This window comes from Acidisoma sp. PAMC 29798 (genome assembly GCF_030252425.1).
GTDB classification, from domain to species: domain Bacteria; phylum Pseudomonadota; class Alphaproteobacteria; order Acetobacterales; family Acetobacteraceae; genus Acidisoma; species Acidisoma cladoniae.
In genome coordinates this window covers 4,428,285-4,455,178 of record NZ_CP126994.1, presented here as the reverse complement: position 1 = coordinate 4,455,178, position 26,894 = coordinate 4,428,285, and the positions used below count along the sequence as shown (strand labels likewise).

25 protein-coding genes are annotated in these 26,894 nt (G+C 64.8%); 13 read left to right on the top strand and 12 right to left on the bottom strand.

Annotated elements, in window-relative coordinates:
* The first annotated feature begins 32 nt into the window (after positions 1–32).
* Positions 33–1,442, top strand: coding sequence for an aminotransferase-like domain-containing protein (locus QP803_RS21400; protein WP_284945512.1), 1,410 nt, complete (start codon positions 33–35; stop codon positions 1,440–1,442).
* Between the two features lie 98 nt (positions 1,443–1,540).
* On the top strand, positions 1,541–1,795 hold the full coding sequence (locus QP803_RS21395; protein ID WP_284945510.1) for a hypothetical protein: 255 nt from the start codon (positions 1,541–1,543) through the stop codon (positions 1,793–1,795).
* Between the two features lie 97 nt (positions 1,796–1,892).
* Here the strand turns inward: QP803_RS21395 and QP803_RS21390 are convergent, their stop codons facing one another.
* The 3 genes from QP803_RS21390 to QP803_RS21380 all read right to left on the bottom strand — a co-directional run bounded on the left by QP803_RS21390 (position 1,893) and on the right by QP803_RS21380 (position 4,750).
* Positions 1,893–2,612, bottom strand: coding sequence for an acid phosphatase (locus QP803_RS21390; protein WP_284945509.1), 720 nt, complete (start codon positions 2,610–2,612; stop codon positions 1,893–1,895).
* Positions 2,613–2,693: 81 nt separating this feature from the next.
* Complete coding sequence (locus tag QP803_RS21385; RefSeq protein WP_284945508.1) at positions 2,694–3,446, bottom strand: alpha/beta hydrolase; 753 nt, start codon at positions 3,444–3,446, stop codon at positions 2,694–2,696.
* Positions 3,443–4,750, bottom strand: coding sequence for a hemolysin family protein (locus QP803_RS21380; protein WP_284945505.1), 1,308 nt, complete (start codon positions 4,748–4,750; stop codon positions 3,443–3,445). Before QP803_RS21380 ends, QP803_RS21385 begins: the two co-directional genes overlap by 4 nt.
* Before the next feature lie 139 nt (positions 4,751–4,889).
* Here QP803_RS21380 and QP803_RS21375 point away from each other — a divergent pair, with 139 nt between their 5' ends.
* From QP803_RS21375 to QP803_RS21350, 6 genes are all read left to right on the top strand, one after another.
* Entirely contained in the window at positions 4,890–5,399 is a 510-nt protein-coding gene (locus tag QP803_RS21375) for a DUF3429 domain-containing protein (RefSeq protein ID WP_284945504.1), read from the top strand.
* 112 nt (positions 5,400–5,511) lie between these two features.
* Positions 5,512–5,757: a hypothetical protein gene (locus QP803_RS21370; protein WP_284945503.1), complete on the top strand. Its 246-nt coding sequence runs from the start codon at positions 5,512–5,514 to the stop codon at positions 5,755–5,757.
* A 145-nt stretch (positions 5,758–5,902) separates the two neighbouring features.
* On the top strand, positions 5,903–7,291 hold the full coding sequence (locus QP803_RS21365) for a pyridoxal phosphate-dependent decarboxylase family protein (protein WP_284947994.1): 1,389 nt from the start codon (positions 5,903–5,905) through the stop codon (positions 7,289–7,291).
* Positions 7,288–7,914, top strand: a complete 627-nt coding sequence (locus QP803_RS21360; protein WP_284945501.1) for a bifunctional 4-hydroxy-2-oxoglutarate aldolase/2-dehydro-3-deoxy-phosphogluconate aldolase — start codon at positions 7,288–7,290, stop codon at positions 7,912–7,914. Before QP803_RS21365 ends, QP803_RS21360 begins: the two co-directional genes overlap by 4 nt.
* A gap of 17 nt (positions 7,915–7,931) precedes the next feature.
* Positions 7,932–8,867 carry a sugar kinase gene (locus QP803_RS21355; protein WP_284945500.1) on the top strand — a complete coding sequence of 312 codons (936 nt, stop codon included), beginning with the start codon at positions 7,932–7,934 and terminating at the stop codon, positions 8,865–8,867.
* Complete coding sequence (locus QP803_RS21350) at positions 8,864–9,472, top strand: phosphoribosyltransferase family protein (protein ID WP_284945498.1); 609 nt, start codon at positions 8,864–8,866, stop codon at positions 9,470–9,472. Before QP803_RS21355 ends, QP803_RS21350 begins: the two co-directional genes overlap by 4 nt.
* A 159-nt stretch (positions 9,473–9,631) precedes the next feature.
* Here QP803_RS21350 and QP803_RS21345 read toward each other — a convergent pair whose 3' ends face one another.
* On the bottom strand, positions 9,632–11,023 hold the full coding sequence (locus tag QP803_RS21345; protein WP_284945497.1) for an FAD-binding oxidoreductase: 1,392 nt from the start codon (positions 11,021–11,023) through the stop codon (positions 9,632–9,634).
* A gap of 98 nt (positions 11,024–11,121) precedes the next feature.
* Here QP803_RS21345 and QP803_RS21340 point away from each other — a divergent pair, with 98 nt between their 5' ends.
* Positions 11,122–12,552, top strand: coding sequence for an aldehyde dehydrogenase family protein (locus QP803_RS21340; protein WP_284945496.1), 1,431 nt, complete (start codon positions 11,122–11,124; stop codon positions 12,550–12,552).
* A 3-nt stretch (positions 12,553–12,555) separates the two neighbouring features.
* Here QP803_RS21340 and QP803_RS21335 read toward each other — a convergent pair whose 3' ends face one another.
* The 8 genes from QP803_RS21335 to QP803_RS21300 all read right to left on the bottom strand — a co-directional run bounded on the left by QP803_RS21335 (position 12,556) and on the right by QP803_RS21300 (position 20,167).
* Positions 12,556–13,467 (bottom strand): ROK family protein, encoded by a 912-nt coding sequence (locus QP803_RS21335; protein ID WP_284945494.1) that lies wholly within the window; start codon positions 13,465–13,467, stop codon positions 12,556–12,558.
* Positions 13,464–14,171, bottom strand: coding sequence for a copper homeostasis protein CutC (locus QP803_RS21330; protein WP_284945493.1), 708 nt, complete (start codon positions 14,169–14,171; stop codon positions 13,464–13,466). Before QP803_RS21330 ends, QP803_RS21335 begins: the two co-directional genes overlap by 4 nt.
* Complete coding sequence (locus QP803_RS21325; RefSeq protein WP_284945491.1) at positions 14,168–15,055, bottom strand: carbohydrate ABC transporter permease; 888 nt, start codon at positions 15,053–15,055, stop codon at positions 14,168–14,170. The genes QP803_RS21330 and QP803_RS21325 overlap by 4 nt, the downstream gene beginning before the upstream one ends.
* Positions 15,055–15,996 (bottom strand): carbohydrate ABC transporter permease, encoded by a 942-nt coding sequence (locus QP803_RS21320; RefSeq protein WP_284945489.1) that lies wholly within the window; start codon positions 15,994–15,996, stop codon positions 15,055–15,057. The genes QP803_RS21325 and QP803_RS21320 overlap by 1 nt, the downstream gene beginning before the upstream one ends.
* A 23-nt stretch (positions 15,997–16,019) precedes the next feature.
* A complete protein-coding gene (locus QP803_RS21315) occupies positions 16,020–17,267 on the bottom strand; it encodes an extracellular solute-binding protein (protein WP_284945487.1) in 1,248 nt (415 codons plus the stop codon).
* Between the two features lie 124 nt (positions 17,268–17,391).
* Positions 17,392–18,633, bottom strand: coding sequence for an extracellular solute-binding protein (locus QP803_RS21310; protein ID WP_284945485.1), 1,242 nt, complete (start codon positions 18,631–18,633; stop codon positions 17,392–17,394).
* Between the two features lie 101 nt (positions 18,634–18,734).
* The gene (locus tag QP803_RS21305; protein WP_284945483.1) at positions 18,735–19,505 is read right to left on the bottom strand and encodes an SDR family oxidoreductase; all 771 of its coding nucleotides are present in this window, start codon (positions 19,503–19,505) and stop codon (positions 18,735–18,737) included.
* Positions 19,502–20,167 carry a TetR/AcrR family transcriptional regulator gene (locus QP803_RS21300; protein WP_284945482.1) on the bottom strand — a complete coding sequence of 222 codons (666 nt, stop codon included), beginning with the start codon at positions 20,165–20,167 and terminating at the stop codon, positions 19,502–19,504. The genes QP803_RS21305 and QP803_RS21300 overlap by 4 nt, the downstream gene beginning before the upstream one ends.
* Before the next feature lie 196 nt (positions 20,168–20,363).
* On the opposite strand from QP803_RS21300, the gene QP803_RS21295 reads away from it, so the two are divergent.
* From QP803_RS21295 to QP803_RS21280, 4 genes are all read left to right on the top strand, one after another.
* Positions 20,364–21,578, top strand: coding sequence for an efflux RND transporter periplasmic adaptor subunit (locus tag QP803_RS21295; protein ID WP_284945480.1), 1,215 nt, complete (start codon positions 20,364–20,366; stop codon positions 21,576–21,578).
* Positions 21,579–21,587: 9 nt separating this feature from the next.
* Positions 21,588–24,734 (top strand): efflux RND transporter permease subunit, encoded by a 3,147-nt coding sequence (locus QP803_RS21290; RefSeq protein WP_284945478.1) that lies wholly within the window; start codon positions 21,588–21,590, stop codon positions 24,732–24,734.
* Positions 24,731–26,209: an efflux transporter outer membrane subunit gene (locus tag QP803_RS21285; protein ID WP_284945476.1), complete on the top strand. Its 1,479-nt coding sequence runs from the start codon at positions 24,731–24,733 to the stop codon at positions 26,207–26,209. The genes QP803_RS21290 and QP803_RS21285 overlap by 4 nt, the downstream gene beginning before the upstream one ends.
* A 102-nt stretch (positions 26,210–26,311) precedes the next feature.
* A complete protein-coding gene (locus QP803_RS21280; RefSeq protein ID WP_284945474.1) occupies positions 26,312–26,869 on the top strand; it encodes a hypothetical protein in 558 nt (185 codons plus the stop codon).
* Positions 26,870–26,894 lie beyond the last annotated feature (25 nt).

Below are 26,894 nucleotides of genomic sequence, written 5' to 3'. Positions count from 1 at the left end.
GCGTTATCGAGGAAAGCTTAGTAGCGTTATCTATGTTTTCCATAGAAACGAATAACAGCAGCCAGCGCGTTACTCAACATCTGCGCACGCTCGCCAGCGATGCGCCCGTGGGGGCGCGCCTGCCCTCAGTGCGCGACCTGATGCGCGACCTTCAGGTCAGCCCGGTGACCGTGCAGCGCGCCCTCGATACCTTGGTCCAAGCCGGGGTCATCGAGGCCCGGCCAGGCCAGGGCACGTTTGTCGCGGACCGGGCAGAGGACGCCCGCGTTACCGCCGACTATGCCTGGCAGAGCCTGGCACTAGGCGCGCAACGCCTCTCCGCCGGCGGGCTAAGTTCGCTTCTGACCATGCCGACACCGCGCATGCGGCCGCTCAACATCGGCTATCTGCACGAGGAGTCCCTGCCCTTGGGGCTGCTGGCCGCAGCAGGGGCGCGGGCGCTGCGCCGGCCCGGCCTTTGGGCGCGCGGACCGGTCGAAGGTCAGGAAGCGCTCCGCGCCTGGTTCGCCAAGGAAACCGGTGGCGCCTATAGCGCCCAGGAAGTCACCATCTGCCCGGGCACTCAGGCGGCCAATGCCGCCGCCTTCCGCGCCTTGGCCCAGGCCGGCGACCCGGTTCTGGTGGAGAGCCCGACCTATAGCGGCGCCATCGCAGCCGCCAAAGCGGCAGGGCTGAGGCTGGTTCCGGTGCCGATGGACGCAGAGGGTGTGCGGCCCGATTTGCTGGAGGAGGCCTTTCAGCGCACAGGCGCACGCCTGTTCTATTGCCAACCGACCTATGCCAACCCCACCGGCGCGGTGCTCTCGGCCGCGCGCCGCCCCGAGGTGCTTGATGTGGTCGCGCGCGCCGGTGCCTTCCTGATCGAAGATGATTGGGCCCGCGACTTCAACCTGGAAGGAGATGCACCGCCGCCCCTGGCCCAGGCCGATCCGCACGGCCATGTGGTCTACGTGCGATCGCTCAGCAAATGCGTCGCGCCCGGGATGCGCATCGGCGCCATTTGTGCCCGTGGCGCGGCGCTGGAACGGCTGCGCCTGGCGCGGCTGATCGATGATTTCTCGGTCCCTGGCCTAATGCAGGAGACGGCCCTGCAACTGGTGACCGCGCCAAGCTGGCCGAAGCATCTGCGTGCTCTGCGCACCAGTTTGCGGGATAGGCGCGATCTACTGGTACAGGCCATTCGGCGCCATCTCGGACCAGAGGCGCTTCCCATTGTGCCGGCCGGTGGTCTCCATCTCTGGACGGCGCTTCCGCCAGGCATTTCCGACGGTGCTGTCGCCAGCGGCGCGCGGGCGCGGGACGTGCTTGTGAGTGCGGGCCGCCATTGGTTTCCGGCAGAGGCGCCGAGCCCCTATCTCCGCTTGAGTTTCGCTGGCGTCAGGGCAGAATGGGTCGATGAGGCGGTCGCCACCTTGGCGGAAGTGATCGAGTCTGGGTCTTAAACTTTGCCAATCGCGCGCGAGTCGCTGTTAAGATTAAGTTCTTGATTTGTTCTCTCGGTCTGCTAAGCTGATCTCGTTCTCAAAACGAGGTTCCTGTGATGCTTGATCGCCCCACCCTTGACGCGGGCCTTGATCGCGGACTCCGCCCCGCAGACGACCAGGAAGTGGTCCAGGAGATGGCCTATGTTCTGCGGAGCTGGCCTGGAGCGCGCGGTCGTCGTCGCGGCGCCGATGCCGCGGCCCGTGTGACCGCCGAACGGTTGGTGGATTTCCTCCACCTGTCCGGCTTCGAACTCATGAAGCGTCCGGTCAATGTGGACACCACTTACGTCGGCGGCGCTCGGTCGGAATGAGGTTGGACTGCGGAATACGCTCCGCTTTTCCGCCCTACGAGAACCGCCGCGTCGTAGGGCGGAAAAGCGGAGCGTATTCCGCCAAGCTTTGGTCGCGTTAGCCGCCGTTCGTCGGCGGGAGGTCCTTCAGCTTCAAAACCTTGCGCACCTCCGCCTCCGACTGATTGAAGTCGGCCATGAACTTGGGCGAGTGCAGCAAGGCATTGGCGATGATGCTGGCGGAAATTCGCCCAGCCTCCACATCGGAGGGGTAATGCTCGCCGGACACAACGCGCATCATCGCGAACTGGTCCGCGCGCGCGAAAATCGCTTCCCGCTTTTCCGGCACCATTTTGCCGACCAACACCGCCGCCACATAGGCGAAGGTGGAATGTCCGCTGGGATAGCCACCGCCGCCGGGGCGAAGCATGACGGGATCGACGGCGGCATTGGTGATGAACGGGCGCGGCCGCATGAAATACTGCTTCGCATCCTGAACGATGACCGCATCATCCTCCAGAACCCGCCGGAAGAAGGCATCGGTGAACGGCATTTTCTCGGCCGAGAAATCCGGCCCGATCACGCTCCGGAAGCGGAAGATGGATTTCTTGAAGTCCTTCTCGGCAGCCTCGACATCGGCCGCCGTCCGCGCCTTCTGCGCGTCCATCACCGCCTTCATATCTGCGATATCCTGGGACGATCCGGGAACCGGCGGCGGCGGCAAGATGTCGATGAGATCAACGTCGGCGGGGGTGATGTAGTGCGCGCCATCCGCCCAGGCGCTGCCGGGGAGAAGCAAAACGGCGGCGACCAAGGCGATGCGCAAGCGTTGTCTCACAGACCAAACTCCCATTCTATCGCGCCCGTTCGATCGTTCTCGGGAGCGGGCACAGCGCGTATGCGCTTCGTCGCACGATCCCTATACCTTCAGCGCGCGTGCCACGACATCCTCCAAAAGGCCGAGATCGGACTCGCAGGACAGGCGATGGTCACCATCCTTGATAAGAAGGATCTGCGTATCCGGACTGTCGAGACGGTCCGCCAGGGTGAGCGCCGAGCGCCACGGCACCTCGGAGTCTTTTTGGCCATGCAACAGCCGGACGGGGCAGAGCAGCGGAATCGGCCCCGCCAGACGCAGGTGCTTCCGCCCATCCTCGATCAAGGCCAGGGTGATCGGCACCGGATCGCCATAGGCGCTCGCCAGGAAGATCGTGCCCTCGGCCATCAAACGCGTGCGCTCATGCCGATCCATCGTCGCCCAGATCAAGGTCTCAGTGAAATCGGGCGCCGCCGCGATACCCACAAAGCCGACCACGCGGTCCGGTCGGGCGAGGGCGAGGTTCAACCCGATCCAGCCGCCCATTGAGGACCCGACGAGAAGCAGCGGCCCTTCCGTCAGCTGATCGACGACATGGAGCGCGTCTGCGGTCCAGACACCGATCGTCCCATCTTCGAAGCGTCCGTCGCTGGCGCCATGGCCGGAATAATCGAGCCGCAGCATCGCCTGGCCGCGCGCCGCGGCGAACGCCGCCAGGTGAACCGCCTTGGAGCCTTCCATGTCGCTTCGAAAGCCCGGCAGAAAGACGATCGTCGGGCCGTTACCTTCCAGGCGTCGCCACGCCAAGGCGACCCCGTCGCCGCGATCCATGCGCCCCGCCGTCTCACCGCTCATGACGCCACCTCCGCCGACTCCCGCTCAGCGCGTAGCTTGTCCACGCGACGACCATCCATGGCCAGCACCTCGAACCGCCAGCCGCTGAAGACGATGGCATCGCCGATCTGCGGCACCCGCCGCAGAAGGGCGAGCACAAGCCCCGCCGCCGTGTGATAGGTGCCGCTCGCGGGTACGCTGCTCAGCGACAGCTTCTCCATCAACTCGTCCAGGGGCATCAGCCCATCGACCAGAAAGCTCGTCTCCTGCGGCGCATCGGCATGCCGGCTGCGATGATCGGTGACCGTATCGTCCACATCGCCGACGATCGCCTCCAGCATATCGGCGGCGGTGATCAGCCCCTCGAAGCTGCCATATTCGTCGATCACGAAGGCCATGCCATTGGCATCCCCCTTCAGTCGCTCGAAAGCGTCGAGGGCGCTGATGGCATCGGGCACGATCATCGGCTGACGGATCGCGTCATCGATGGACAGGCCATCCCCGGCCAGAAACCGGTCGAGCATATCCTTGGCCTGGACGACGCCAACGACATTGTCGACCGACCCATCGCCCACCACGAAGCGCGAATGGGTGCTGCCCTTGATCTTGGCGATGATATCCTCGGGCGAGGCCGCACGATCGACCCAGGCGATTTCCGTCCGGGGCGTCATGATGGCGCGCACCGGCTTATCCGCCAGGCGCAGAACCCGCTCGATCATCAGCTTCTCCTCGCTTTCGAGGACGCCGGTCTGCGTGCTTTCCGCGAGTAAGGCGCGCAGTTCCTCTTCGCTCGGCAGATCGGGCCGCGCGCCATGCACCCCGAACAGCAGCAGAATGCCGGCGGAGGTCTTGCTCAGGATCCAGACCACCGGTTTGGTGATCCGCGCCATGACGATCAGCCCAGGGGCCACGCGCGCGGCCAGGATCTCGGGCCTGCGGAGTGCCAACTGCTTGGGCACGAGTTCGCCGAGGACCATGGTCAGGAAGGTGATGGCCACCACCGTGACGAAGAAGGCGATGCCATGCGCGAAATGCTTGAGCGCGCTGACACGTTCTAGGGCCTCAGTCAGCTCGCCCGTCACGCGCTCGCCGCTGAACATGCCGGTGATGACGCTCACTATAGTGATGCCGACCTGCACGGTCGGCAGGAACACATGCGGATGCTGCGCGAGGCGGCGGGCGACGCCGGCACCCGCGATGCCCTTCCGTTCGAGAACCGCCAGCCGCGCCCGCCGGGCCGAGATCAAGGCCAGTTCGCTGCAGGCGAACAGGCCGTTGATCAGGATCAGCACCAGGATGCCGAAAAATTCGAGGCAGATCTCCACGCCGTCACGCACCTCCGCTTGTGGTAGGCAGGCAGCCCAAGCCCGCTGCAAACCCAGAATGCTCCCTACATCATTCTGACCCTGCCCGGACCCCGCGAAGGCCCACGGCCCGAACAATTGCTGAAAAAAGGACTCTCCGATGCGTGCCAATCACCCGCTTGTCCTGCTTCTGGGCCTGCTCGGCCTGATCCCCTTCCTTGTCTGCGGCTATCTGGCCTGCGCTTGGCGCGACCCGGCCGACGCCAGAGCGCTCATTGCCCTGATCGCCTATGGCGCCGTCATTCTGTCCTTTCTGGGAGGCGTGCATTGGGGATTTGCCCTTGCCGAGCAGCCCGGCGTCCTCGCCGCCCTGCCGGTGCCGGCGGCCGAGCGCAGCGCCGAGAAGGCGCGTATCGGCCTTGGCGTAGTCCCGTCCCTGCTGGGATGGATCGCCGTCCTGGTCGCCGTGCTGGTGCCGGCGCCCGTCCTCGCCCTTTGCGTTTTAATCGTCGGATTCATCGCCACGATGGCGGCCGAGCACGGTGCCCACCGGCGTGGCTGGATGCCGCAACGCTACCTGTGGCTGCGCTGGGTGCTCACGATCGTGACCCTGGCCATCCTGATCACCACCGCCGTGCTGCGGGTCGCGGGCGCCAGGATCATCCTTTAGGCGCCTGTCTCAATTCGTGATCGACAACAAGGCAGCCAGAATGTGATCGCTCTGGCAAATATGGCGCAAATATGTCTTAATTCCGTCGCGATCACGACGACGGAGAAGTGTCATGTTCACCAAAACCACGACGGAACGCACGACGCCCGCTAACACGACACAACCCAAGGTTGCATTCCTCGCGAATTTTCGACGCGCGCCCAAGGTCGAGGCCGACGTCAAAGACGCCGATCGGATGGATGACACCGCCTTCCTGGACTCGGCCTCCGGCTTCGAAAGTTTCGGTCGCGGCGGCCTTCAGCTCGACGGCCTGCATCGGGATGTGCAATGGGTCGGCGCCTGGGGTGGCCGCTGCTAATCAGCCTGACTCTCTCGCGCGCTTGACCTTCGGGGCAGGCCGCGTCTTCTGAACGCGCTGAACCTGAGGGCGGCGCGTGACGGATAGACCGACGAACGATCTGGACCCTGAGGACTGGGACGCGTTTCGCGCCCTCGGCCACCGCATGCTCGACGATATGGTCGATCATCTCCGCGATGTCCGCAGCCGCCCCGTCTGGCAACCCCTGCAAACTCAGACGCGCGCGACCTTACGGGCGCCTCTTCCTGCCGAGACGATATCACCGGACGCCATCTATGACCGGTTCCGCGACACCATCCTTCCTTATGCCACAGGTAATACCCATCCTCGTTTCATGGGCTGGGTGCATGGCGGCGGCACGCCGCTGGGCATGTTGGCGGAGATGCTGGCCGGTGGCCTGAACGCCAATCTCGGCGGCCGCGACCACGCGCCGATCGAGGTCGAGCGGCAGGTCATCCGCTGGGCCGCCGAGGCGTTCGGGCTGCCCGAGACCGCCGGCGGCCTGCTGGTCACTGGCAGCTCCATGGCAAACTTCATCGCCGTCCTGATGGCCCGCACCGCCGTCCTGGGTGACGACAGCCGCACCAAGGGCCTCAATGCCGCAAGGCTGACTGCCTATGCTTCGGCCGGCGTCCACCGCTGCGTGCCGGATGCCTTGGACATGGCAGGGCTGGGCAGCGACGCCCTACGGCGCATCCCTGTCGGCCCCGACTACCGGATGGATGTGGCGGTCCTCGCTGAGACCATCTCCGCCGATCGCGCGGCGGGTGCGACGCCCTTCCTCATCGTCGGCACGGCGGGCTCGGTCGATGTCGGCGCTTTCGATGACCTCGCCGCCCTCGCCGATCTCTGCGCGCGTGAAAACCTGTGGTTTCACGTCGATGGCGCCTTCGGGGCACTGACCGCCCTGTCGCCCGCGCTGCGCCACAATGTCGCGGGCATGGATCGCGCCCACTCCATCGCCTTCGACTTCCATAAATGGGCGCAAGTGCCCTACGACGCCGGCTGCATTCTGGTGCGCGATCAGGCCGACCAGATCCGCACCTTCACCGCCGCCACGGCCTATCTCACGCCCGGCACGCGCGGCTTGTCCGCCAATGCGCCCTGGCCGGCCGACCTCGGCCCGGACCTCTCGCGCGGCTTTCGGGCGCTGAAAGTCTGGTTCGCGATCCAGGCCTTTGGCGCCGATCGCTTCGGCGAAGTGGCGGAGCGAAGCTGCGCCGTCGCCCAGCACCTCGCCGCGCGAATCGCGGCTGAGCCGGCGCTGGAATTGCTCGCACCCGTACCGCTCAATATCGTTTGCTTCCGCTATCGCGCGCCGGCTGGCGAGGTCGATGCCCTGAACCGCGAGATCGCGGCCGATATCCAGGAAGCCGGCCTCGCGGCACCCTCCACGACGATCATCAACGGCGCCCTGGCCATTCGCGCCGCCTTCGTCAATCATCGCACCCGAACCGACGACGCGGACGCTTTGGTCGAGGCCGTGCTGGCCGCCGGCAAGACCCGACACGACAAGAAGGAAACACGGCGATGAGAGAACACCCCCTGATCGGCCAATTGCGGGCGGCCCGCGTAGTGCCCGTGGTGCGGATGAAGAGCGCCGCCCATGCCGCGACCGCCGTGCGCTGGCTGCATGACGCAGGCATCCGCATCTTCGAAATCACCATGACCATTCCGGATGCGCCGTCCCTGATCCGCGAACTGTCCGGTGACCCCTCCCTCCTCGTGGGTGCCGGCACCGTGCCGGATGTGGCGACGGCCGAAACCTGCCTGCGCGCCGGCGCGCGGTTCCTGGTTTCGCCCTGGGTCGATCCCGATCTGGTCGCGCCCTGCAAGGCGGCCGGCGCCGTGCTGATGTCGGGCGCCACCACACCCACCGAGGTGCGTGCCGCCCACCGCGCCGGCGCCCATGTGGTAAAAGTCTTTCCGGCGAGTTCGGCCGGCGGCCCCGCCCATATCAAGGCGCTGCGCAGCGTCTTCCCCGACATCGTCTTTTGTCCGACCGGCGGCGTTGATCCCACCAACCTCGCAGCCTATCTCGCGGCCGGCGCATCCTTCGTCGGAATGGGTGGCAAGCTGGTGGATGAGGCGCTGGTGGCGGCGAACGATCGCGCGGCCGTCATGGCCGTCGCAGAACAGATTCTCGCCACCGCCTAACGGCAGAGCCCGCACCCATGGCAGCCGACCTGATCTGCATCGGTGAGCCGATGCTGGAATACAACCAGCTTCCGCTGCAGGAGGATGGCCGTGTCCTCTATCAGCAGGGGTTCGGCGGAGACACCTCCAACGTCGCCGTCGCCGCTGCGCGCCAGGGCACGCGGGTCGGCTATATCTCGGCTGTCGGGCGCGACCCCGCTGGCGAAGCACTGATGGCGCTCTGGGCTGCCGAAGGCGTCGATACCAGCGGCGTCCACCAATCCGACACCCATCCGACCGGCGCCTATTTCGTGACGCATACCGCGACGGGCCATCGCTTCCACTATCACCGCAAGGGCTCTGCCGCCTCGGCCCTAACGCCAGCGGATATTCCGGAGGCCGCTATTGCTGGGGCGCGCCTGATTTTCGCCAGCGGCATCAGCCATGGCATTTCGGACAGCGCGGCGGATAGCGTGTTCCACGCCTTCGCCACGGCCCGCACCCATGGCGTCGCCATCGCCTATGACACCAATTATCGACCCGCCCTGTGGGCGCCGCGCCGCGCCGCCGCCATCATCCATGCCGCCGTCGGGCAAGCCGATATCGTCATGCCCGGCATGGACGATGCCTTCGCCCTCACCGGCCTCACGGATGCCGAGGCGGTGCTCGACTTCTATCTCGCCCTCGGCCCTGGGCTGGTTCTGCTCAAGATGGGGCATGAGGGCGTCTATATGGGCACGCCCGAGGCGCGGACGCGCATTGCGCCCTTTCCGGCCGCCGCCGTGGACGCGACCGGTGCCGGGGATACGTTTTGCGGCGCCGTTCTCGCGCGGTTGCTGGCGGGCGAGGCGCCGGAGGATGCGGCCCATTACGCCGCCGCCGCCGCTGCCATTTCCACAACCGGCTATGGCGCCATCGCGCCCATTCCCCGAGCGCCGGAGGTCTTCGCCGCCATGGCGATGCGCAACCGATGACGCCCGACCATCATATCGTTCGCATCGCGGGCGAGGACACGCGGCTTCCCATCGTTCCGCTGAATGACAGCATCGCCATTGCCCTGTTGATGGTGATCGACATGGGCGTCGCCTTCGGCACACGCGTCGGCCGCGCCTTGGCCGAGGCGACCACGGCGCTAGCGCCGGAGATCGTGGTGGGCGCGGCGACGCTCGGCATTCCCGTCGCGATCGAGGTGTCTCGCGCGCTGGGCCTCGATGACTACGTGATCTTGCAGAAGTCGCCGAAGATCCACCTGAAGGACGCGTTGCGCGAAACGGTGACCTCCGTCACCTCATCGGGTGCGCAGAGCCTGATGCTCGACCGCCGTTCGGTGCCGATGCTCGCCGGGCGCCGGGCGCTGGTGGTCGATGATGTCGTCACCACCGGATCGAGCCTGAGTGCGATGCTACGACTGGTGCGCCAAGCCGGCGCCGAGGTGGTGGGCATTGGCGTCATCCTTACCGAGGGTCATGACTGGGAAGCGCGGCTCGGCGCCGATGTCGGGCTGGTGCGGGCCCTGGGGCATATTCCGGTCTACCGGATTGTCGATGGCCGGGCCGAGGTCATTCCCGAAACGGTTTGATGGTGGAATGACTTGATCCGACCATCAAAAACAAAAAAACGTCACCCGCGCACTTGATGCGCGGGCCTACCCGTTTCGGCGCCCAAACCTCGTCGGGGCGCCGCAACGGGTAGATCCCCGGGTCAAGCCCGGGGATGACGGTGTGGGGTCATGGGCGCTTTAATTCCCCACCGCCGGCAGCAACTTGCCCGGGTTGAGAATGCCCAAAGGGTCCAGCGCCGCCTTGATCGTCTGCATCACATCCAGCGCCTCGGCCCCATGCTCGCGCAGCAGGAAGCCGCGCTTGCCGGCGCCGACGCCATGCTCCCCGCTGCAGGAACCGCCGAGATCCAACGCCCGCGCGACGAGCTGCTTGTCGAGCGCCCAGGCGCGCTCGAATCCATCCGGCTCCGGCGGCACCAGGATGACGGTGTGGAAATTGCCATCGCCGACATGGCCCACCATCGGCGCCAGCAACCCCGAGGCCGCGATATCGGCCTTGGCGCCCAAAATTGCCTCCGGCAAGCGCGAGATCGGCACGATGGAATCGGTGATCAGCGCGCCAAAGCCCGGCCGCATGGCGCGGCAGGCCCAATAAGCATCGTGCCGCGCCTTCCACAGGCGCGCGCGATCCTCAGGATGCACCGCCCAGGCAAAATCGACGGCACCATTCTCCTTGGCAATGGTCTCCGTCAGGGTCGCCTGTTCCTGCACCCCGGCCGGTGTGCCGTGGAACTCGAAGAACAAGGTCGGCACCGGCCGCAAGCCTTCGAGCTTGGAATAGGCGATGCTGGCCTCGGCCTGAACCTCATCCAGAAGCTCGATCCGGGCGACCGGCACGCCCGCCTGCATGACCTCGATCACCGTCTGGACCGCCGCCGTCATGTCGTCGAACTGGCAGGTCGCGGCCGAAATCGCCTCGGGGATGCCGTGCAGCCGCATCTGAATTTCGGTGATGATGCCGAGCGTGCCCTCGGACCCGATGAACAGCCGGGTGAGATCGTAGCCCGTCGCCGATTTGCGCACCCGGCCGCCGGTCTGGACGATTCGGCCATCCGCCATCACCACCGTCAGGCCCAACACATTCTCGCGGATGGTGCCGTAGCGCACGGCATTGGTGCCGGAAGCGCGGGTCGCGCACATGCCGCCCAGCGTGCAGTCGGCAGCACCGGGGTCGATCGGCATGAACAACCCCTGGTCGCGCAGATGGTCGTTCAATTGCGGCCGCGTGACCCCGGCTTCGATCCGGCAATCCATGTCCTCGGGATTGACCGCCAGGATGCGGTTCATCCGCGACAGGTCGATCGTCAATCCGCCTGAAACGGCATTCACATGGCCTTCGAGCGATGTGCCGGCGCCGAAGGCGATGACGGGGATGCGGCGCGCATGACACAGCGCCACAAGGCGCGACACTTCCTCCGTCGTCTCTGGAAAGGCCACGCCATCGGGCATGCCGGGCGGGGACGACCCCTCCCCATGGCTATGGGTTTCGCGGATCGATCCGTTGGTGGTGATCCGAGATCCGAGGAAGCGTTCCGCCTCGGTGATCAGGCTGTCGAGGGCTGCTTGCATGCGCCCATTCTCCCCCAGATCGCAGGGCCTGCCCAGCGGTGGAGTTGCCGCCCGGCCTGATCAGGGCGATGATCGGGCCATGTTTGAGGAGACACGCGATGAGCAATAACCTGAAATTCTATATCGATGGCGCTTGGGTCGATCCCGCCGTGCCGCATGTGATTGATGTCGTCGATCCCTCCACCGAGGAAGTTTTCACCCAGATCTCCGGCGGCTCCGCCACGGATGTGGATCGCGCCGTGCAGGCCGCCCGCGCCGCCTTCGACAGCTTTTCCCGCACCAGCGTCGCCGAGCGGCTGGAGCTGCTGGAAACCCTCTGCGCCGAATACGACAAGCGCTATGAGGACATCGCCCAGGCGGTGTCGATGGAAATGGGCGCGCCCCTCGCCTTCGCCCGGGACGAGCAGGCCTGGATCGGCCAGGCTCATCTGCGCGAAATCGTCAATGTCCTGAAAAACTACAAGTTCGAGCGCATGAGCGGCACGACCCTTCTGCTGCGCGAGCCGATCGGCGTCGTCGGCATGATCACGCCCTGGAACTGGCCGCTCAACCAGATCACCTGCAAGGTCGGCCCTGCCCTCGCCTCCGGCTGCACCATGGTCCTCAAGCCCAGCGAGATCGCGCCGATCACCGGCATCATCTTCGCCGAAGTCATGCATGCGGCGGGCGTGCCGAAGGGCGTGTTCAACCTGGTCAACGGCGAGGGTGCCACCGTCGGCGCCGCGCTCTCGGCGCATCCCGAGGTCGATATGATGTCCTTCACGGGGTCGACCCGCGCCGGCATCCTGGTCGCGAAGGCCGCCGCCGACACGGTCAAGCGCGTGCATCAGGAACTGGGCGGCAAATCCGCCAATATCCTGATGCCCGATGCCGATTTCGCGAAGCGTGTGCCTGAGGGCATCGCCAATTGCTTCAGCAATAGCGGCCAGAGCTGCAATGCGCCCACGCGCATGTTCGTGCCGCAGGATCGCCACGCCGAAGTGGTGGAACTCGCCCGCAAGGCCGCGCAGAACTTCACGGTCGGCGATCCGCGCAGCGAGAACTCCAACCTCGGCCCGGTCGTCAGCAAGGTGCAGTTCGACAAGATCCAGGCCCTGATCCAGGTCGGCATCGATGAGGGCGCAGAGCTGGTCGCCGGCGGGCCCGGCCTGCCGGACGGCCTGTCCAAGGGCTATTACGTGCGGCCGACGGTCTTTGCCGGCGTGACGCCGGACATGCGCATCGCCAAGGAAGAGATCTTCGGGCCGGTGATTGCGATCATGCCCTATGAGACGGAGGAGGCCGTGATCGCCGAGGCCAATAACACCGTCTATGGCCTGGCGGCCTATATCCAGTCCGAGAGTCTGGAGAATGCCCGTCGCGTCGCGAAGCGGATGCGCGCCGGCACAATCTACCTCAACGCGCCCAAATTCGATGTCGCGGCGCCCTTCGGCGGCTATAAGCAGTCCGGCAACGGCCGCGAATGGTCCGTCTTCGGCCTGGACGACTTCACGGAGATCAAGGGCATCGTCGGTTACGAAGCGGCGTAGCGTTCACAAACCACGAAGATCCTGGCCGATCTTTCGCAAGGCCAGGATCGCCGCCCCAAGCAAGGCGCCGCCGCCGCCCAGCGTCGATGTGACGATCGGCGGCGGTGACCGCCAAGCCAGCCGCCGGGCGAGACCAGCGCGCACCGGCTCGAGCAACAGACCGCCCGCCTCCGCGACACCGCCGCCCAGCACGATCAGCGCCGGGTCGAGCAGCATGGTGATCGTCATCAGGCTCAGCGACAGCGCCTCCGTCGCCTCCCCCCAGACTTTCGCGGCGATCGGATCGCTCCTCAGTCGCGCCGAAATCTCGGCCGCCGTCAGCGCCTCCGCGCCACCCTGCGCGCGGTAGCGGCGGGCGATGGACGCGGCCGAGGCATAGGCCTCCAGACAGCCAACCTGTCCGCAGGGGCAAGTCTCACCGCCGGGATAGACCGGCGCATGACCAACCTCCCCGCCCATACGCGCCGCGCCGGCGATCCTTTGGCCCCGTGAAAACAGAGAGGCCGCGATGCCGGTGCCGATCATGACCAAGGCGAAATCCGGAACACCGCGCGCGGCCCCCGCGAGCGATTCCGCCAGACCCGCCGTGCCGACGTCATGGCCCGGTGCCACTGGCAGGCCGAACCGGGCGCTCAACCGCTCGGCCACGGGCAGATCCCGCCAGCCGAGGTTGGAGGAGAACAGCACGCGCCCTGTCTGCTCATCCATGCCAGGCGTAATAATGCCGATCGCCTCAGGCCGAACGTCACCCACCGCCATCAGCCGGTCGAGGAAATCGGTCAGCCGATCCCACACCGCCTCACCGAGTAGACCCAAAGTCGGGCTGCTATCGGTGAACAGCGTGCGGCCTTGCGCGTCGATCAAGGCGCCCTTGAAGCTCGTGCCGCCGACATCGACGGCGGCGACGACGGTCATGCCGCCGCACGCGCCGCGCGAATGAAGCCGGCAATCTCCTCGGTCGAGGTCACCTGTCGGCCAGCGCCATCCGGCCGCATGGCGCGCAGATGCACCTCCGGCACGCCGGTCCGGTCGAGCAAGGCCCGGACATTGCCCGCGCGCACGCCGCCACCGGCGACGATCCGCACGCTACCGCCGGCGCGAGACACGAGCACGGCAAGGCTTTCGGCGCCGGCCTCGGCAGTCGCAGCGCCGCCCGAGGTCAGAACCGCGCCGATGCCTAGACCCTGCAAGGTCTCCAGCCCAGCCGAGAGATCACGCAGCGCATCAAACGCCTTGTGGAAGGTAACGGGCGCGCCGCCACAGGCCGCCTTCAGCTTCGCGACCGTTCGTGCATCGATGGTGCCGGAGGGCGTGAGCGCGCCAAACACAAAGCCGAGCGCGACGCCGGGCGCATGCGGCAAGGCGCGGAAGGCCGCGATATCCGCCAGCATCACCTCCAACTCCTCGGGCGCCACGACGAAGTTGCCGCCCCGGGGCCGGATCATGATCCGAACGCCGATCCGCCGCAGCCGGCCGAGCACGGTCTGGGCCAGGCCAAGGCTCGGCGTGATGCCGCCTTCGGAGAGGGCGCTGCAGAGCTCGATACGGTCGGCGCCCTCAGTCTCCGCCGCCAAGGCGCCGCCGACATCATCCACGCAGATTTCGACGAGCGGCGTCACTTGATGGAGCCGGCCGTGAGCCCGCCAACGACTTTACCCTCGATCAGGGCGAACAGGATGATGACGGGAATGGTGGAGATGACCGAGCCGGCGAACAAATGGCTCCAATCGACCTGATACTGACCGATGTAGCTGTTGAGCGTCACCGTCAGCGGTTCCGTCGTGGGGGAGGTCGTGAGCGTCAGCGCGACGATGAACTCATTCCAGGCGGCGATGAACGTGAAAATCAGCGCCGTCACGATGCCGGGCAGGGCCAAAGGCAGGGTGATGCGGAACAGCGCGCCCAGGCGGCTCGACCCGTCGATGAAAGCCGCCTCCTCCAGCTCGATCGGGATGGCGGACACATAGGCGTTCAGGATCCAGACGGCGAAGGCCATGTTGAAGCCGGCATTGACCAAGATCAGCGCCGCCACGGAATCGAGCATGCCGAAGCTGAGGAATTCCCGATACAGCCCGACAAGCATGGCGGTCGGCTGGAACATCTGCGTCACCAGCACCAGCAGCAGGAACGCGCCGCGTCCCCGGAAGCGCTGCCGCGCCGTGTAATAGGCCGCCGGCACCGCCACCAGCAGCACCAGCAAGGTCGAGCCCCCGGCAACTTCCAGGCTGATGCGCAGGTTATTGCCGAAACCCGTGCTCCAGATATCGATGAAGTTGTAGAAGTTCCAATGCGTTGGAACATAGTCGCGGTCGAGGATCTGGTTCGCCGGCCGCAGCGCCGCGATGATCATTTCGACATAGGGCAGCAGGAAGATGATGGCGACGATATAGGCCAAGCCCGCATAGATCAGGCTATGCGCCGGCCATTGGCGGCGCTTGATGACCGATGGCTCATCCAGGCTGCGAGCGACGGCAAGGTCTGCGGCGGGGATCGCGGCGTCCATCAGCTTGCCGCCTCCTTGTTCCACACGGTCGCGCGCAGATAGACGATCACGATCAGGATCACGAGGCCGAAATTGACCACCGACATGGCGGCGGATTCGCCGATATAGCTCTGCTTGAGCTGATACATGAACGTGGTCGTGGTGCTCGTTTGGTGGCCCGGGCCACCCCGCGTCATTTCCCAGATGATCGGGAAGGAATTGAAGACGTTCATCATATTGATCAGCAGCGCCACGATGAAGGCGGGGCGCAGCAGCGGCAGGGTGATCGACACATACGTGCGCCAGGCGCCTGCACCATCCACCCGCGCCGCCTCATAAACATCGGTCGGAATCGCCTGAAGCCCTGCCAACAGGGCATAGGTCGAAAAGGGGATCGAGACGAAGATCGCGACGATGATCATCCAAACCATGGCCGAGGTCGGCGTGCCAAGCCAATCCGACGCGTCGCTGTTGAAGCTTTTCAGCAGGCCAAGGTCGTGCAGCATGATGTTGATCACGCCGTTATTGGCGTTCAGGCCCCAGCGAAACACGATCGCCGTCATCATCACTGACGCGGCCCAGGGCGCGATCAGCGCCCAGCGCGCCGCGCGCCGGCCGGGAAATTTCTGGTTGAAGAGCTGCGCCATGACGAGCGAGATCGACATCGTACCGATGACGATGGTCGCCACCCAAATCACGGTCCGCAGCAGGATCGGGACCAGGTCCGGCTCCTGCCACAGATAGACGAAGTTCTTCCAGCCGGCCGAGCCCAGGATGAACCCATCCGGGCTGATATGCTGGAAGGCGGTGTGGACCATGATCACCACCGGCCACAGCACGACCACGATGATCAGCGCGAGCGCTGGCCCCACCCAAATGAGCGGCGCCAAGCGGGCCGCGATTGTAATGGGGCGGCGGCGCGTGCGCGCCACTGCCCCATCCTCAGCGATAGAAACGCTCATGCTGAGACGAAATCTCCGGTCGTTCAGCTCCCTTTGAGCGCGGTCTGCTGGATGGTGTCGAGCACGGACTTCGGATCAGGCCCGATCGCCGTGCCGATGATCTGCTGGATCTGCGTCTTCACCTGGGCCCAGGCCGTATCGGCCGGATACTGCACGGCATTGGGCAGGGCGGTCATGAAGGGCGCGAGCGCCGGATCGATCTTGGAGAAGGCAGCGGCGCCAGACACCGTGCCGGGCAACAGGTTGTATTCCTGATCGAAGGCGATCTGGTATTTGTCCTGATACGTGAAGTCGATGAACTTCTTGATCGCGTCCAGCTTGGTGCCGTCACCCTTGAAGGCGGCCATGAAGTCGCAGACGCCGAGCGTCTTGGAAATCGGGCCGGTCTTGCCGGTGATGGCGGTCGTGCCCCAATCGGCATCCGTCAGCTTGTTCGCCGTCTTGATGATCGGCAGCAGTGTGGTGATACCGTTCATCATGCCGACATCGCCCTGGGCGAATTGTTCCAGCAACTCGGCGCGGTTCTTGGTGCCGGGATTGGGCTCGGTGTCGCCGGCCTTGACCAGCTTGGTCATGAACTCCATCGTCTCGACATTCTGCGGGCTATTGATGGTGTATTTGCCGTCGGCATCCTGATAGCCGCCGTCATTGCCCAGGAACCACAGCAGCGTCTCCGCCTGCGCTTCCTCCGGCCCGAGGGGCATGCCGTAGCCGATCTTGCCGAGCGCCGTGATCTTGCCGGCATCCGTCATCAGCTCGTCCCAGGTCGTGGGGGGTGCGGCGATGCCGGCCTGCGCAAACAGCTTCTTGTTATAGAAAAAGGCGCGCGAGCTGGTGGTGAAGGGCATGCCATACTGCACGCCGCCATAGCTGCCGAGCTTGGTGAAGGCGGGCATCAGGTTCGACGGATCGGTCATCACGTCGCTGACCTTGTACAACAGGCCTTCTTGCGCGTAGTTCGAGAAGTAATCGCCTTCGGTAATGTCCGGATATTGGCGATTCTGCACCATGGTCTGCACCTTGGTGTCGAAATCATTCCAGTTGATGGACTGAATCTTGACCGTAATGGTCGGGTTCGCGGCATGGAAATCATCGGCGATGGTCTGCCAATATTTCAGGCTCGCATCGGCAGGGCCGGTGCCGTAATCGGCGACCACGACGCTCAGCGTGGTATCCGCCGCGCGGGCGACGGGGGCCGACACGGCCGCAAGACCGAAAGCGACCACCGCCGAGACGCCGGCAAGTGCGAGGTGACGACAAGATGTGCGCATGTTCCGCCTTCTTATGATTTCGACTTGGAAACTCTAGCGGTGCGCCGTGGTCTCGTCGTCAAGTTTTTCGCGGTCGTTATCCGCGCACAATCGGCGCGGATAACGACGTTTGCTCGTTGTTGGATCAGCTTCCCTTGAGAGCGGTCTGCTGGATGGTCGTCAGCACGCTTTTCGGATCGGGTCCGATGGCCGTGCCGATGATCTGCTGGATTTGTGTCTTCACCTGAGCCCAGACCGGATCGTTCGGATACTGCACGGCGTTCGGCAGCGACTTCACGAAGGGTGCGAGCGTCGCATCGGTCTTCGCAAGAGCGACGGCCGCGGAGGTGGTGCCGGGAAGCTCCAGATACTCATGCACAAAGTCGAGCTGGTATTTGTCCTGGAAAGCGAAATCCAGAAACTTCTTGATCGCCGCTTGCTTTGTACCGTCACCCTTGAAGGCCGCGACGAAATCGCAAACGCCCAGCGTCTTGTCGATCGGTCCGGTCTTGCCGGCGATCGCGGCCGTGCCAAGGTCCGCGTCCTTGAGCACACCGGCCGACTTGATGATGGGCAGCAGCGCCACTTCGCCGTTCATCATGCCGATCTGCCCTTGGGCGAATTGGCCGAAGAGATCGGTGCGATTCTTGGTGCCGGGATTGGGTTCGGTATCGCCCGCCTTCACCAGCTTCGTCATCTCGGTCATCGTCTCGACATTCTGCGGGCTATCGATCACCCACTTGCCATCGGCCTGATAGCCGCCGCCATTGCCAATGAACCACAGCAAGGTTTCGGCCTGGGCTTCCTCGGGACCGAGCGGCAGGCCGAAGCCGATTTTGCCCTTGGCTTCGATCTTCGCGGCATCGGTTGCGATCTCATCCCACGTCGTGGGCGGCGCGGTAATGCCGGCGTCGGCGAAGATCTTCTTGTTATAGAACAGGGCGCGCGCGCTGGTGGTGAAGGGCAGACCGTATTGCACGCCGCCGTAGCTGCCGAGTTCCTTGAACACAGGCATCAGATTGCCCGGATCGCTGAAAACGTCGGACACTTTGTAAAGCAGGCCTTCCTGCGCGTAGTTCGAGAAGTAATCGCCTTCGGTGATGTCGGGGTATTGGCGATTCTGCACCATGGTCTGCACCTTGGTGTCGAAATCATTCCAGTTGATGGTTTGGATCTTCACCGCGATCGTCGGGTTGGCGGCAGTGAAGTCACGGGCGATCATTTCCCAATATTTCTGGCTGGTATCGGCAGGTCCCGTGCCGTAATCGGCCACGACGACGCTCAAGGTCGTGTCGGCCGCGCGCGCCGGCGGCGCCACCCATGCGAAGGCGAGACCCGCGAGGGCGGTGCTTCCAAGCCTTGCGGCCAGTTGCCAGGATTTGCTCACGAGCTACCTCTTCTTTCGACGTTTGAACGCAGGTATGGGATCGCCACCACACAGTGCCGATCTCCTCCCCATACCGCAATGTCCTGCAAAAGACGTGCCGCTTAATGGCCTTGCGTGATCGCCGCTGAAAGCTGGGGAATGCCCGCGCTGATGCCGCCGTCCACGGGCAATACCACGCCGGTGATATGCGCCGCATCCTCGGACAGCAGAAAGGCCACGGCTGCCGCCACGTGGGCGGGCGTCGCCACCCGGCCGAGCGGATAATAGGCCGTCACCTCATCGAACACATTCGGATTGACGGCCAGCCGCTCGTTCCAGGCCTGGGTTCGAACGGTGCCGGGCGCGACGGCATTGACGCGCACCTGATGCGGCCCGAACTCGACCGCCAGGCAGCGGGTCAGATGCAGCAAGCCAGCCTTGGCGGCGCTATAGGCGGGATTGCCATACATGCCAATGCCATTGACGGACCCCATGTTGACGATCGCGCCGCCCCCCGCGAGCAGGTGATCCTGAAACGCCCGGATGCACAGAAAGGCGCCATCCAGATTGAGCGCCATATCCCGCCGCCAGGATGCATAGTCGGTTGTCGCCATGGTGGGCGCAAAGGCCCGGCCGGCATTGTTTACCAGCGCCCGGACGTCGCCCAGCGCGAGGGCGGCACGCGCGGCGGCGGCGACCGATGCCTCATCGGTCACGTCCACATAGACTGCTTCCGCGACACCGCCGGCTGCGCGAATGGCGGCGGCCCGCGCTTCCGCACGGTCATGGGCGATATCGGCGCAAATAACCGACCAACCGCGCACTGCCAGCAGGTCAGCGATCGCACCGCCGATGTCCCCACCCGCGCCTGTGACGAAGGCCCACCGGCTCATGCGGCGCGCGCCCCAAATTCCCGCATGAAGACACCCACCGCCCAGTCGATCCGGCGATGGAGCGCCTCGTCGGAGGGTCGCGGCCCCATGCCCAGCAGCAGATGCCAATGGAAATCACCCAGAGCCATGGCGAAGAGCATATTGGCGCCTTCGACCACATCCGGCAGCACGAAGATGCCCCGCGTGGTCTGATCGGCCAGCCAGCGCTGCATGGTGGTTTCGCCTTGGGTGCAGCGCGCCTTCAACACATCGGCGACCTCCGGGGAACTCGCGACTTCCGCCACAATCAGCCGTGCCATGGCAATGTGCTTGGGCGCCAGAACCATCTGCCCAAGCCGAAACAGCAGGTCCTTGAGCACGGCGGAGGCCGATTGATCGGTGTCATTGGCCGGCATCTTCAGTTCGGACAGCCGATCCATCATCAGCGCGTCGAACAGGTCTTTTTTGGACGAAAACACCTGATAGATCGTCTTTTTGGACATGCCTGCGGCGTGGGCGATGTCATCCATTGTCGAGGAGACATAGCCGCGATCGAGAAAGACCTGCTCGGCGGCGGTGAGGAGATGATCCCGCCGCCTGCTTTCCATGATGACGCGCGGCTCGGCCACAACGGGAGAGGCCGCCGACTGTCGGCTTTGGCCGCAGCGTCTTATGAGTCCCATTCGCCGCCTCCCAGCGCCATCGTTGACGCATCATCCTGATTGAGGCGCGGAATCCCCGCGTCACCCCTCCTCTTGACGCGTCCGGGCGAAACTGTCTAGTTTCCGTCCACTAGGAAACCGAAGAGTTTCGGCCATCCCGGCCGACCGGGGCAGTATGCCCGACGGCCGCCATTTTATGCGCAGGTGTCACGGCCTCATGAACATGTCCCATCGGCGATTTTCTGCGGGGCTGCGCGGTTGCGCGAGCCTTTTCGCCGCCCTCGCCTTGCTCGCCGCCTGCAAACCATCCCAAGGTGCGCCGCCTGCCGGGGCCCCGCCGCCGCCGCAGGTCAGCGTCGCCACCATCCACGCCAAGCCCGTGTCATTGACCAGCGAATTGCCCGGCCGCACCAGCGGCTTCGGCATTGCCGATGTCAGGCCGCAGGTGGCGGGCCTGATCCAAAAGCGGCTCTTCACGGAAGGTGACGACGTCCAGGCCGGCCAGGAACTGTATCAGATCGACCCGGCGCCCTATAAGGCCGCCTTGGACAGTGCCGAGGCCGCCGTGCAAAAGGCCCGCGCCGTGGTGACCTCCGCCCGGCTGACCGTGGCGCGCGATCGGCCGCTGGTGCAGGCTTTCGCCGTCAGCCGCCAGGATCTCGACAATGCCATCGCGACCCTCGGCCAGAATCAGGCCGATGTCGCCTCGGCCCTCGCCTCGGTCGAAACCGCGCAGATCAACCTCGGCTATACCAAGGTGACCTCGCCGATTTCCGGCCGGACCGGGCGATCCTCGGTCACCGAAGGCGCCCTCGTCACCGCCGACCAGACCACCTCGCTCGTTACCGTCACGCAGCTCAACCCGATCTATGTCGATGTGACGCAGCCGAGCACGGTGCTGCTGCGCCTGAAGCGCGAGCTGAAGTCCGGCCAGCTTAAAAGCGCCGGCGGCAATCAGGCCGAGGTTCATCTGGTCCTGGAAGACGGCAGCGACTACCCCCAGGCCGGCCGCTTGCAATTCTCCGAAGTCAATGTCGATCAGGACACCGGCACGGTAACTCTACGCGCCATCTTCCCCAATGATGACGGTCTGCTGCTCCCCGGCATGTTCCTGCGTGAGCGGATCGAGGAAGGCATCAGCACGAACGGCCTTCTGGTTCCGCAGCGGGCGGTGACGCATGACCAACAGGGTGACCCCACCGCCTTCGTCGTTGATAAGGACAATAAGGTGGAGGTGCGGGTTCTGGTCGCGGACCGCGCCATCGGCGCGAACTGGCTCGTCACTAAAGGCATCGCCGACGGCGACCGGGTGATTGTCGAGGGCACACAGAAGGTCAAGCCAGGCATGGTTGTATCACCGCAGGAGCTGCCGCCCGAGGGCGCGGCACCTGCGGGCGGGGCGCCTGCCGATCCGTCCGCGGCCGGTCACTGAGTTCCAGCCATGTCCCGCTTTTTCATCGACCGCCCCATCTTCGCCTGGGTCATTGCGATCATCATCATGCTGGTGGGCGCCTTCTCGGTGCTGCGCCTGCCGGTCGCGCAATATCCCTCCATCGCGCCGCCCTCCATTTCCATTAGCGTGAACTATCCCGGCGCCTCGGCCGAAACGGTCCAGAGCACGGTGGTGCAGGTCATCGAGCAGCAGCTCAGCGGCCTCGACAACCTGCTGTATTTCACGTCTGAGAGCGACAAGGACGGCAGCATCTCGATCACCCTGAGCTTTGCGCAGGGCACCGACCCCAACATCGCCCAGGTCCAGGTCCAGAATAAACTGACGCTGGCAACGCCGCGTCTGCCCCAAGCCGTGCAGGAGCAAGGCATCACCGTCGCCAAGGCGACCAAGAATTTTTTGATGGTCGCGGGCTTTGTTTCGACGGATGGTAAGCTCAACAACGCCGATCTGTCCGACTTCATCGCATCCAGCATCCAGGATCCGCTCAGCCGCACGAAGGGCGTGGGCGACTATCAGCTTTTCGGCACGCAATATGCGATGCGAATTTGGCTCGATCCCGCCAAACTCGACAAATACAGCCTGACGCCTGGCGATGTCAGCACGGCGATCGGCGCGCAGAACGTGCAGATCTCCGCCGGCGAATTGGGCGGCCTGCCGGCCGTGCCAGGCCAGGAGTTGGACGCGACGATCATCGGGCCATCCTATCTGCAAACAGCCGACCAGTTCGGTGCCATCCTGCTGAAAGTCTCGCAGAGTGGCGCGCAGGTGCGGCTACGCGATGTCGCGAAAATCGCTCTCGGTGCGGAGCAATATTCGGTCACCTCGCAATACAATGGCAAACCCGCGTCCGGCATCGCCATCAAGCTCGCTGCCGGCGCCAACGCACTCGATACCGTAGCGGCGATCAAGAAGACCATCGCCGACCTCGCACCGACCTTCCCGGCGAATGTCGAGGTGGTGTACCCCTATGACACCTCCCCCTTCGTAACGCTGTCGATCGAGGAGGTGATCAAGACGCTGGTCATCGCCATCGTCCTCGTCTTCCTGATCATGTATCTCTTCCTCCAAAACTTTCGCGCGACGCTTATTCCCACCATCGCGGTGCCGGTGGTGCTGCTTGGTACCTGCGGCGTGCTGTCGTTGTTCGGCTATTCGCTCAACAGCCTGACCTTATTCGCCATGGTGCTGGCGATCGGTCTGCTGGTGGATGACGCGATCGTCGTCGTCGAAAATGTCGAGCGCGTCATGGCGGAAGACCATCTCTCACCACGCGAGGCCGCGCGCAAATCCATGGACCAGATCAGCGGCGCGCTGATCGGCATCGCCCTTGTGCTGACGGCCGTTTTGCTGCCGATCTCCTTCTTCAGCGGCTCGACAGGCGTGATCTATCGCCAGTTCTCAGTGACCATCGTCTCCGCGATGGTGCTTTCGGTCATCGTGGCGCTGATCTTCACCCCGTCTCTATGCGCGACACTGCTGAAGCCGCGCGACCACAACAAGCCGCGACGGGGGTTGTTCGGCCTCTTCAATCGCGGCTTCGATCGCACCAATCGCGGCTATGGGCGCGGCGTCGGCGGCCTCATGCGCCGGCCTTTCCTGTCGATGCTCGCCTTCCTCGCCATCGTCTGCGTCATGGTCTTCTTCTATATCCAGATCCCCGGCGGCTTCCTGCCCGATGAGGATCAGGGCGTGATGTTCGTGCAGGCCACAGCGCCGCCGGGCGCCACCAGCACGCGCACCCAGGCGGTGCTGGACGAGGCGCGGGAATACTTCCTGACAAAAGAGAAGGCGAATGTCGAAGGAGTCTTCACCGTCAACGGCTTCAGCTTCGGTGGCCGTGGGCAGAATTCGGGTATCGCCTTCGTCAAACTGAAGGACTTCAGCGACAGATCGGGCGCCGCCAATGGCGTGCAGGCCATCGCTGGCCGCGCGATGGGGTATTTCTCCACCATCAAGGACGCCATGGTCTTCGCCTTCGCGCCACCGGCCGTGCTGGAACTGGGCAATGCCACCGGCTTCGACTTCGAGCTGATGGATAATGGCAGCGCGGGCCACGACGCCCTGATGAATGCGCGGAACATGCTGCTCGGCATGGCGGCGCAGGACCCGCGGCTGGTCGGCGTGCGGCCGAACGGCCTCAATGACGAGCCGCAATACAAGATCGCCATCGACCGCGAAAAGGCGAGCGCTCTGGGCCTCACGATCGCGAATATCAACACCACGCTGTCCGCCGCCTGGGGCTCCTCCTATGTCAACGACTTCATCGACCGCGGCCGTGTGAAGCGCGTCTATATCCAGGGGCAGAGCGATTCCCGCATGCTGCCGGATGATTTGACCAGCTGGTACGTGCGCAACTCCAACGGCACGATGGTGCCCTTCTCCGCCTTCGCCACGGGAAGCTGGGGCTTCGGCTCGCCTAAGCTGGAGCGCTACAACGGCATATCCTCGGTCGAGATTCTCGGCTCTCCCGCACCTGGGGAAAGCACCGGCGAAGCGATGACGGAAATGGCCAAGCTCGCCCATAAGCTGCCGGGGAATTTCGGCTATGAATGGACCGGGCTGTCCTATGAGCAGCAGCAATCCGGCTCCCAGGCGCTCTATGCCTATGTCGCGGCCCTCGTGGTCGTGTTCCTCTGCCTGTCGGCGCTGTACGAAAGCTGGACGATTCCTGTGTCGGTGCTGCTGGTGGTGCCGCTTGGCATCGTCGGCGCCGTGCTCGCCACGCATTTCCGTGGCCTCTCGAACGACATCTATTTCCAGGTCGGCCTGCTGGTCACCATCGGCCTGTCCGCGAAGAACGCCATCCTGATCGTCGAATTCGCCAAGAGCGCCTATGACAATGGCAGTAGCCTGATCGACGCCGCCGCCGAGGCCGCGCGCCTGCGCCTGCGCCCGATCATGATGACATCCCTCGCCTTCATCCTCGGCGTGCTGCCCCTCGCGGTCGCGACGGGCGCCGGGTCGGGCTCGGAGAATGCCATCGGCACCGGCGTCGTCGGCGGCATGCTGACGGCGACCTTCCTTGCGATCTTCCTGGTTCCGGTCTTTTTCGTCGTCGTGCTCGGGCTGTTCCGCGTCAAACCCCGGCCGGATGTGGCGCCGCCCTCCACCACCACACAGGGAACACACGCATGAGGCGCGCCCTCTCCCTCGGCGTCGCCGCCCTCGCCCTGGCCGGCTGCACGCTTGATCCGCAGTATCAGCGGCCGGCGCTGCCGACGGCGGGCGCTTACCCGTCCGCCGATGCGGCCTATGCCGCTGATCGCGCGCATCAACCGGCTAATGCATCCACAGTGTCTGCCGACCTGATCGGCTGGCGCGAGGTTTTCACCGATCCGCGTCTTCAGGCCCTGATTGCTCTCGCTTTGGAGAACAACCGCGACCTGCGCGTCGCGATCCTCAACATCTCCGCCTCTCAGGCGCAGTTCCGCTCGCAGCGGTCGGAGCTGTTCCCGACCATTGATGCCACCACCAGCACAACGATCGAAGGACAGCCCGCGACCGAGGCGGTACCCCAGGTGGGTGAGCCGACCAGCTCCAGCCATTACACCTCGCACAGCTATTCCGCCGGCCTCGGCTTCACCTCCTACGAACTCGATCTCTTCGGCCGCATCCGCAGCCTGACGCGGGCGCAGTATCAAACCTTCCTGAGCCAGGTGGAGACGCGGCGCAGCACGCAGATCAGCCTCGTGGCGGAAGTCGCGAATGATTACATCACCTTGCTCGCCGATCAGAAACAGCTCCAGATCGCCAATCAGACGCTGGACGCGCAGGGCAAGTCCTATGCCCTGAGCAAGGCCTTGTTCGATAACGGCACCAGCACCCTGCTCGCCTTGCGGGAGGCGGAGACGACGGTCGATACGGCCAAGGCCAGCGTCGCGCAGTACACGCGCCAGGTCGCGCAGGATGAAAACGCCCTCACCTTGGTTGTCGGCGCGCCGATCCCCGACACTCTGCCGCCGGGCGCCGACCTTGCGACCGAGGGCATCATGGCCGATCTTCCGGCCGGCGTGCCGTCATTGCTGCTGACGCAGCGGCCTGACATCATGGCCGCCGAACACACCTTGCTCTCTGAGAATGCGCAGATCGGCGCGGCGCGCGCCGCCTTCTTCCCCAGCATTTCACTGACCGGTTCCGGCGGCGTGGAGAGCGTTACGCTCAACAAGCTGTTTACGCCAGCGGCCGAAATGTGGAGTTTTGCGCCGCAAATCACGCTGCCGATTTTCTCCGGCGGCCAGAACCGCGCCAATCTCGACTATGCGAAGGTCGAGAAGCGGGTCGAAATCGCGAATTACGAAAAGACCATCCAGACCGCCTTCCGCGAAGTCTCGGACGCGCTGGCCGCGCGCGGCACCTATCTCGATCAGCTCGCCGCCGAGCAGCAATTGGTCGATGCCTATGGTGACGCCTATCGGCTGTCGACGATGCGGTTCCAGGCGGGCGTGGACACCTACCTGTCGGCGCTCACGACGCAGCAATCGCTGTTCGAGTCCGAGCAGACGCTGGTTTCGCTGAAGGCCTCGCAGTTGCAGAACCTCGTCACGCTCTACAAGGCGCTGGGCGGTGGTTGGTACGCTGTATCGCCAACGGCGCCTTCCACCGGCGGATAGTCTGTCACATCGCCGTGCGTGCGCCGCTGCCCTCTGGACAGGCGGCGCACGATGGCCATTGTGGCGCGTCTCGCGGCCTGTTCCGCGAACGGGAGAGGCGTCATGAACCGTAGCGGTTTGGTGTTGTCAGCGGCACTGATGGCTGGCCTTGCGGCCTGCGCGATCGCAACGCCCCCGCCCAGCGTTGCCATCATGCCGCCGGGGGCGCTGGGCACCAACGGTGACATCGACACCCGGTCGCTGGATGTGGCGGCCTATGACTTCGCGCATCATATGCAAAACGATCCTGCGCGTGCGGCGGATGCCGTCGCCGCGCTCGACTACATGGGCGGCCAGCTCAATGTCTCGCCGCGATGGATGACCATGATGCCAGCGCTGTTCAGGCTGCAGATGCTGCAATCGCGCGAGAGCCTGCGCCAGTATGTGGGTATCAATGCCGCCGCACCGTCACAGACTGTGGTCGATACCATGCTCGCCCTGGCCCAGGCGTATCGCGCGGGTGACCAAGCGGGCGTCATGCGCCTGCTCGCCACGCCCATCTTCACGGTGCCGCCGGCGGAGGTGCAAAGCCGCCTCAGTGACATTCCAGTGATGCCCACGGTCAATAATGCGACGACGCATGCGGACCAGTATTCGTCGGGCTTCGGCTTTTACCCGTAAGGTTTGGCGGAAGACGCCTCAACGC

Bases quoted from the DNA above. Each gene is read 5' to 3' on its own strand.
- QP803_RS21400 (WP_284945512.1), top strand. From the start codon at position 33: ATGTTTTCCATAGAAACGAATAACAGCAGCCAGCGCGTTACTCAACAT.
- QP803_RS21395 (WP_284945510.1), top strand. From the start codon at position 1,541: ATGCTTGATCGCCCCACCCTTGACGCGGGCCTTGATCGCGGACTCCGC.
- QP803_RS21385 (WP_284945508.1), bottom strand. From the start codon at position 3,446: ATGAGCGGTGAGACGGCGGGGCGCATGGATCGCGGCGACGGGGTCGCC.
- QP803_RS21375 (WP_284945504.1), top strand. From the start codon at position 4,890: ATGCGTGCCAATCACCCGCTTGTCCTGCTTCTGGGCCTGCTCGGCCTG.
- QP803_RS21370 (WP_284945503.1), top strand. From the start codon at position 5,512: ATGTTCACCAAAACCACGACGGAACGCACGACGCCCGCTAACACGACA.
- QP803_RS21365 (WP_284947994.1), top strand. From the start codon at position 5,903: ATGCTCGACGATATGGTCGATCATCTCCGCGATGTCCGCAGCCGCCCC.
- QP803_RS21360 (WP_284945501.1), top strand. From the start codon at position 7,288: ATGAGAGAACACCCCCTGATCGGCCAATTGCGGGCGGCCCGCGTAGTG.
- QP803_RS21355 (WP_284945500.1), top strand. From the start codon at position 7,932: ATGGCAGCCGACCTGATCTGCATCGGTGAGCCGATGCTGGAATACAAC.
- QP803_RS21350 (WP_284945498.1), top strand. From the start codon at position 8,864: ATGACGCCCGACCATCATATCGTTCGCATCGCGGGCGAGGACACGCGG.
- QP803_RS21345 (WP_284945497.1), bottom strand. From the start codon at position 11,023: ATGCAAGCAGCCCTCGACAGCCTGATCACCGAGGCGGAACGCTTCCTC.
- QP803_RS21340 (WP_284945496.1), top strand. From the start codon at position 11,122: ATGAGCAATAACCTGAAATTCTATATCGATGGCGCTTGGGTCGATCCC.
- QP803_RS21335 (WP_284945494.1), bottom strand. From the start codon at position 13,467: ATGACCGTCGTCGCCGCCGTCGATGTCGGCGGCACGAGCTTCAAGGGC.
- QP803_RS21325 (WP_284945491.1), bottom strand. From the start codon at position 15,055: ATGGACGCCGCGATCCCCGCCGCAGACCTTGCCGTCGCTCGCAGCCTG.
- QP803_RS21320 (WP_284945489.1), bottom strand. From the start codon at position 15,996: ATGAGCGTTTCTATCGCTGAGGATGGGGCAGTGGCGCGCACGCGCCGC.
- QP803_RS21315 (WP_284945487.1), bottom strand. From the start codon at position 17,267: ATGCGCACATCTTGTCGTCACCTCGCACTTGCCGGCGTCTCGGCGGTG.
- QP803_RS21305 (WP_284945483.1), bottom strand. From the start codon at position 19,505: ATGAGCCGGTGGGCCTTCGTCACAGGCGCGGGTGGGGACATCGGCGGT.
- QP803_RS21300 (WP_284945482.1), bottom strand. From the start codon at position 20,167: ATGGGACTCATAAGACGCTGCGGCCAAAGCCGACAGTCGGCGGCCTCT.
- QP803_RS21295 (WP_284945480.1), top strand. From the start codon at position 20,364: ATGAACATGTCCCATCGGCGATTTTCTGCGGGGCTGCGCGGTTGCGCG.
- QP803_RS21290 (WP_284945478.1), top strand. From the start codon at position 21,588: ATGTCCCGCTTTTTCATCGACCGCCCCATCTTCGCCTGGGTCATTGCG.
- QP803_RS21285 (WP_284945476.1), top strand. From the start codon at position 24,731: ATGAGGCGCGCCCTCTCCCTCGGCGTCGCCGCCCTCGCCCTGGCCGGC.
- QP803_RS21280 (WP_284945474.1), top strand. From the start codon at position 26,312: ATGAACCGTAGCGGTTTGGTGTTGTCAGCGGCACTGATGGCTGGCCTT.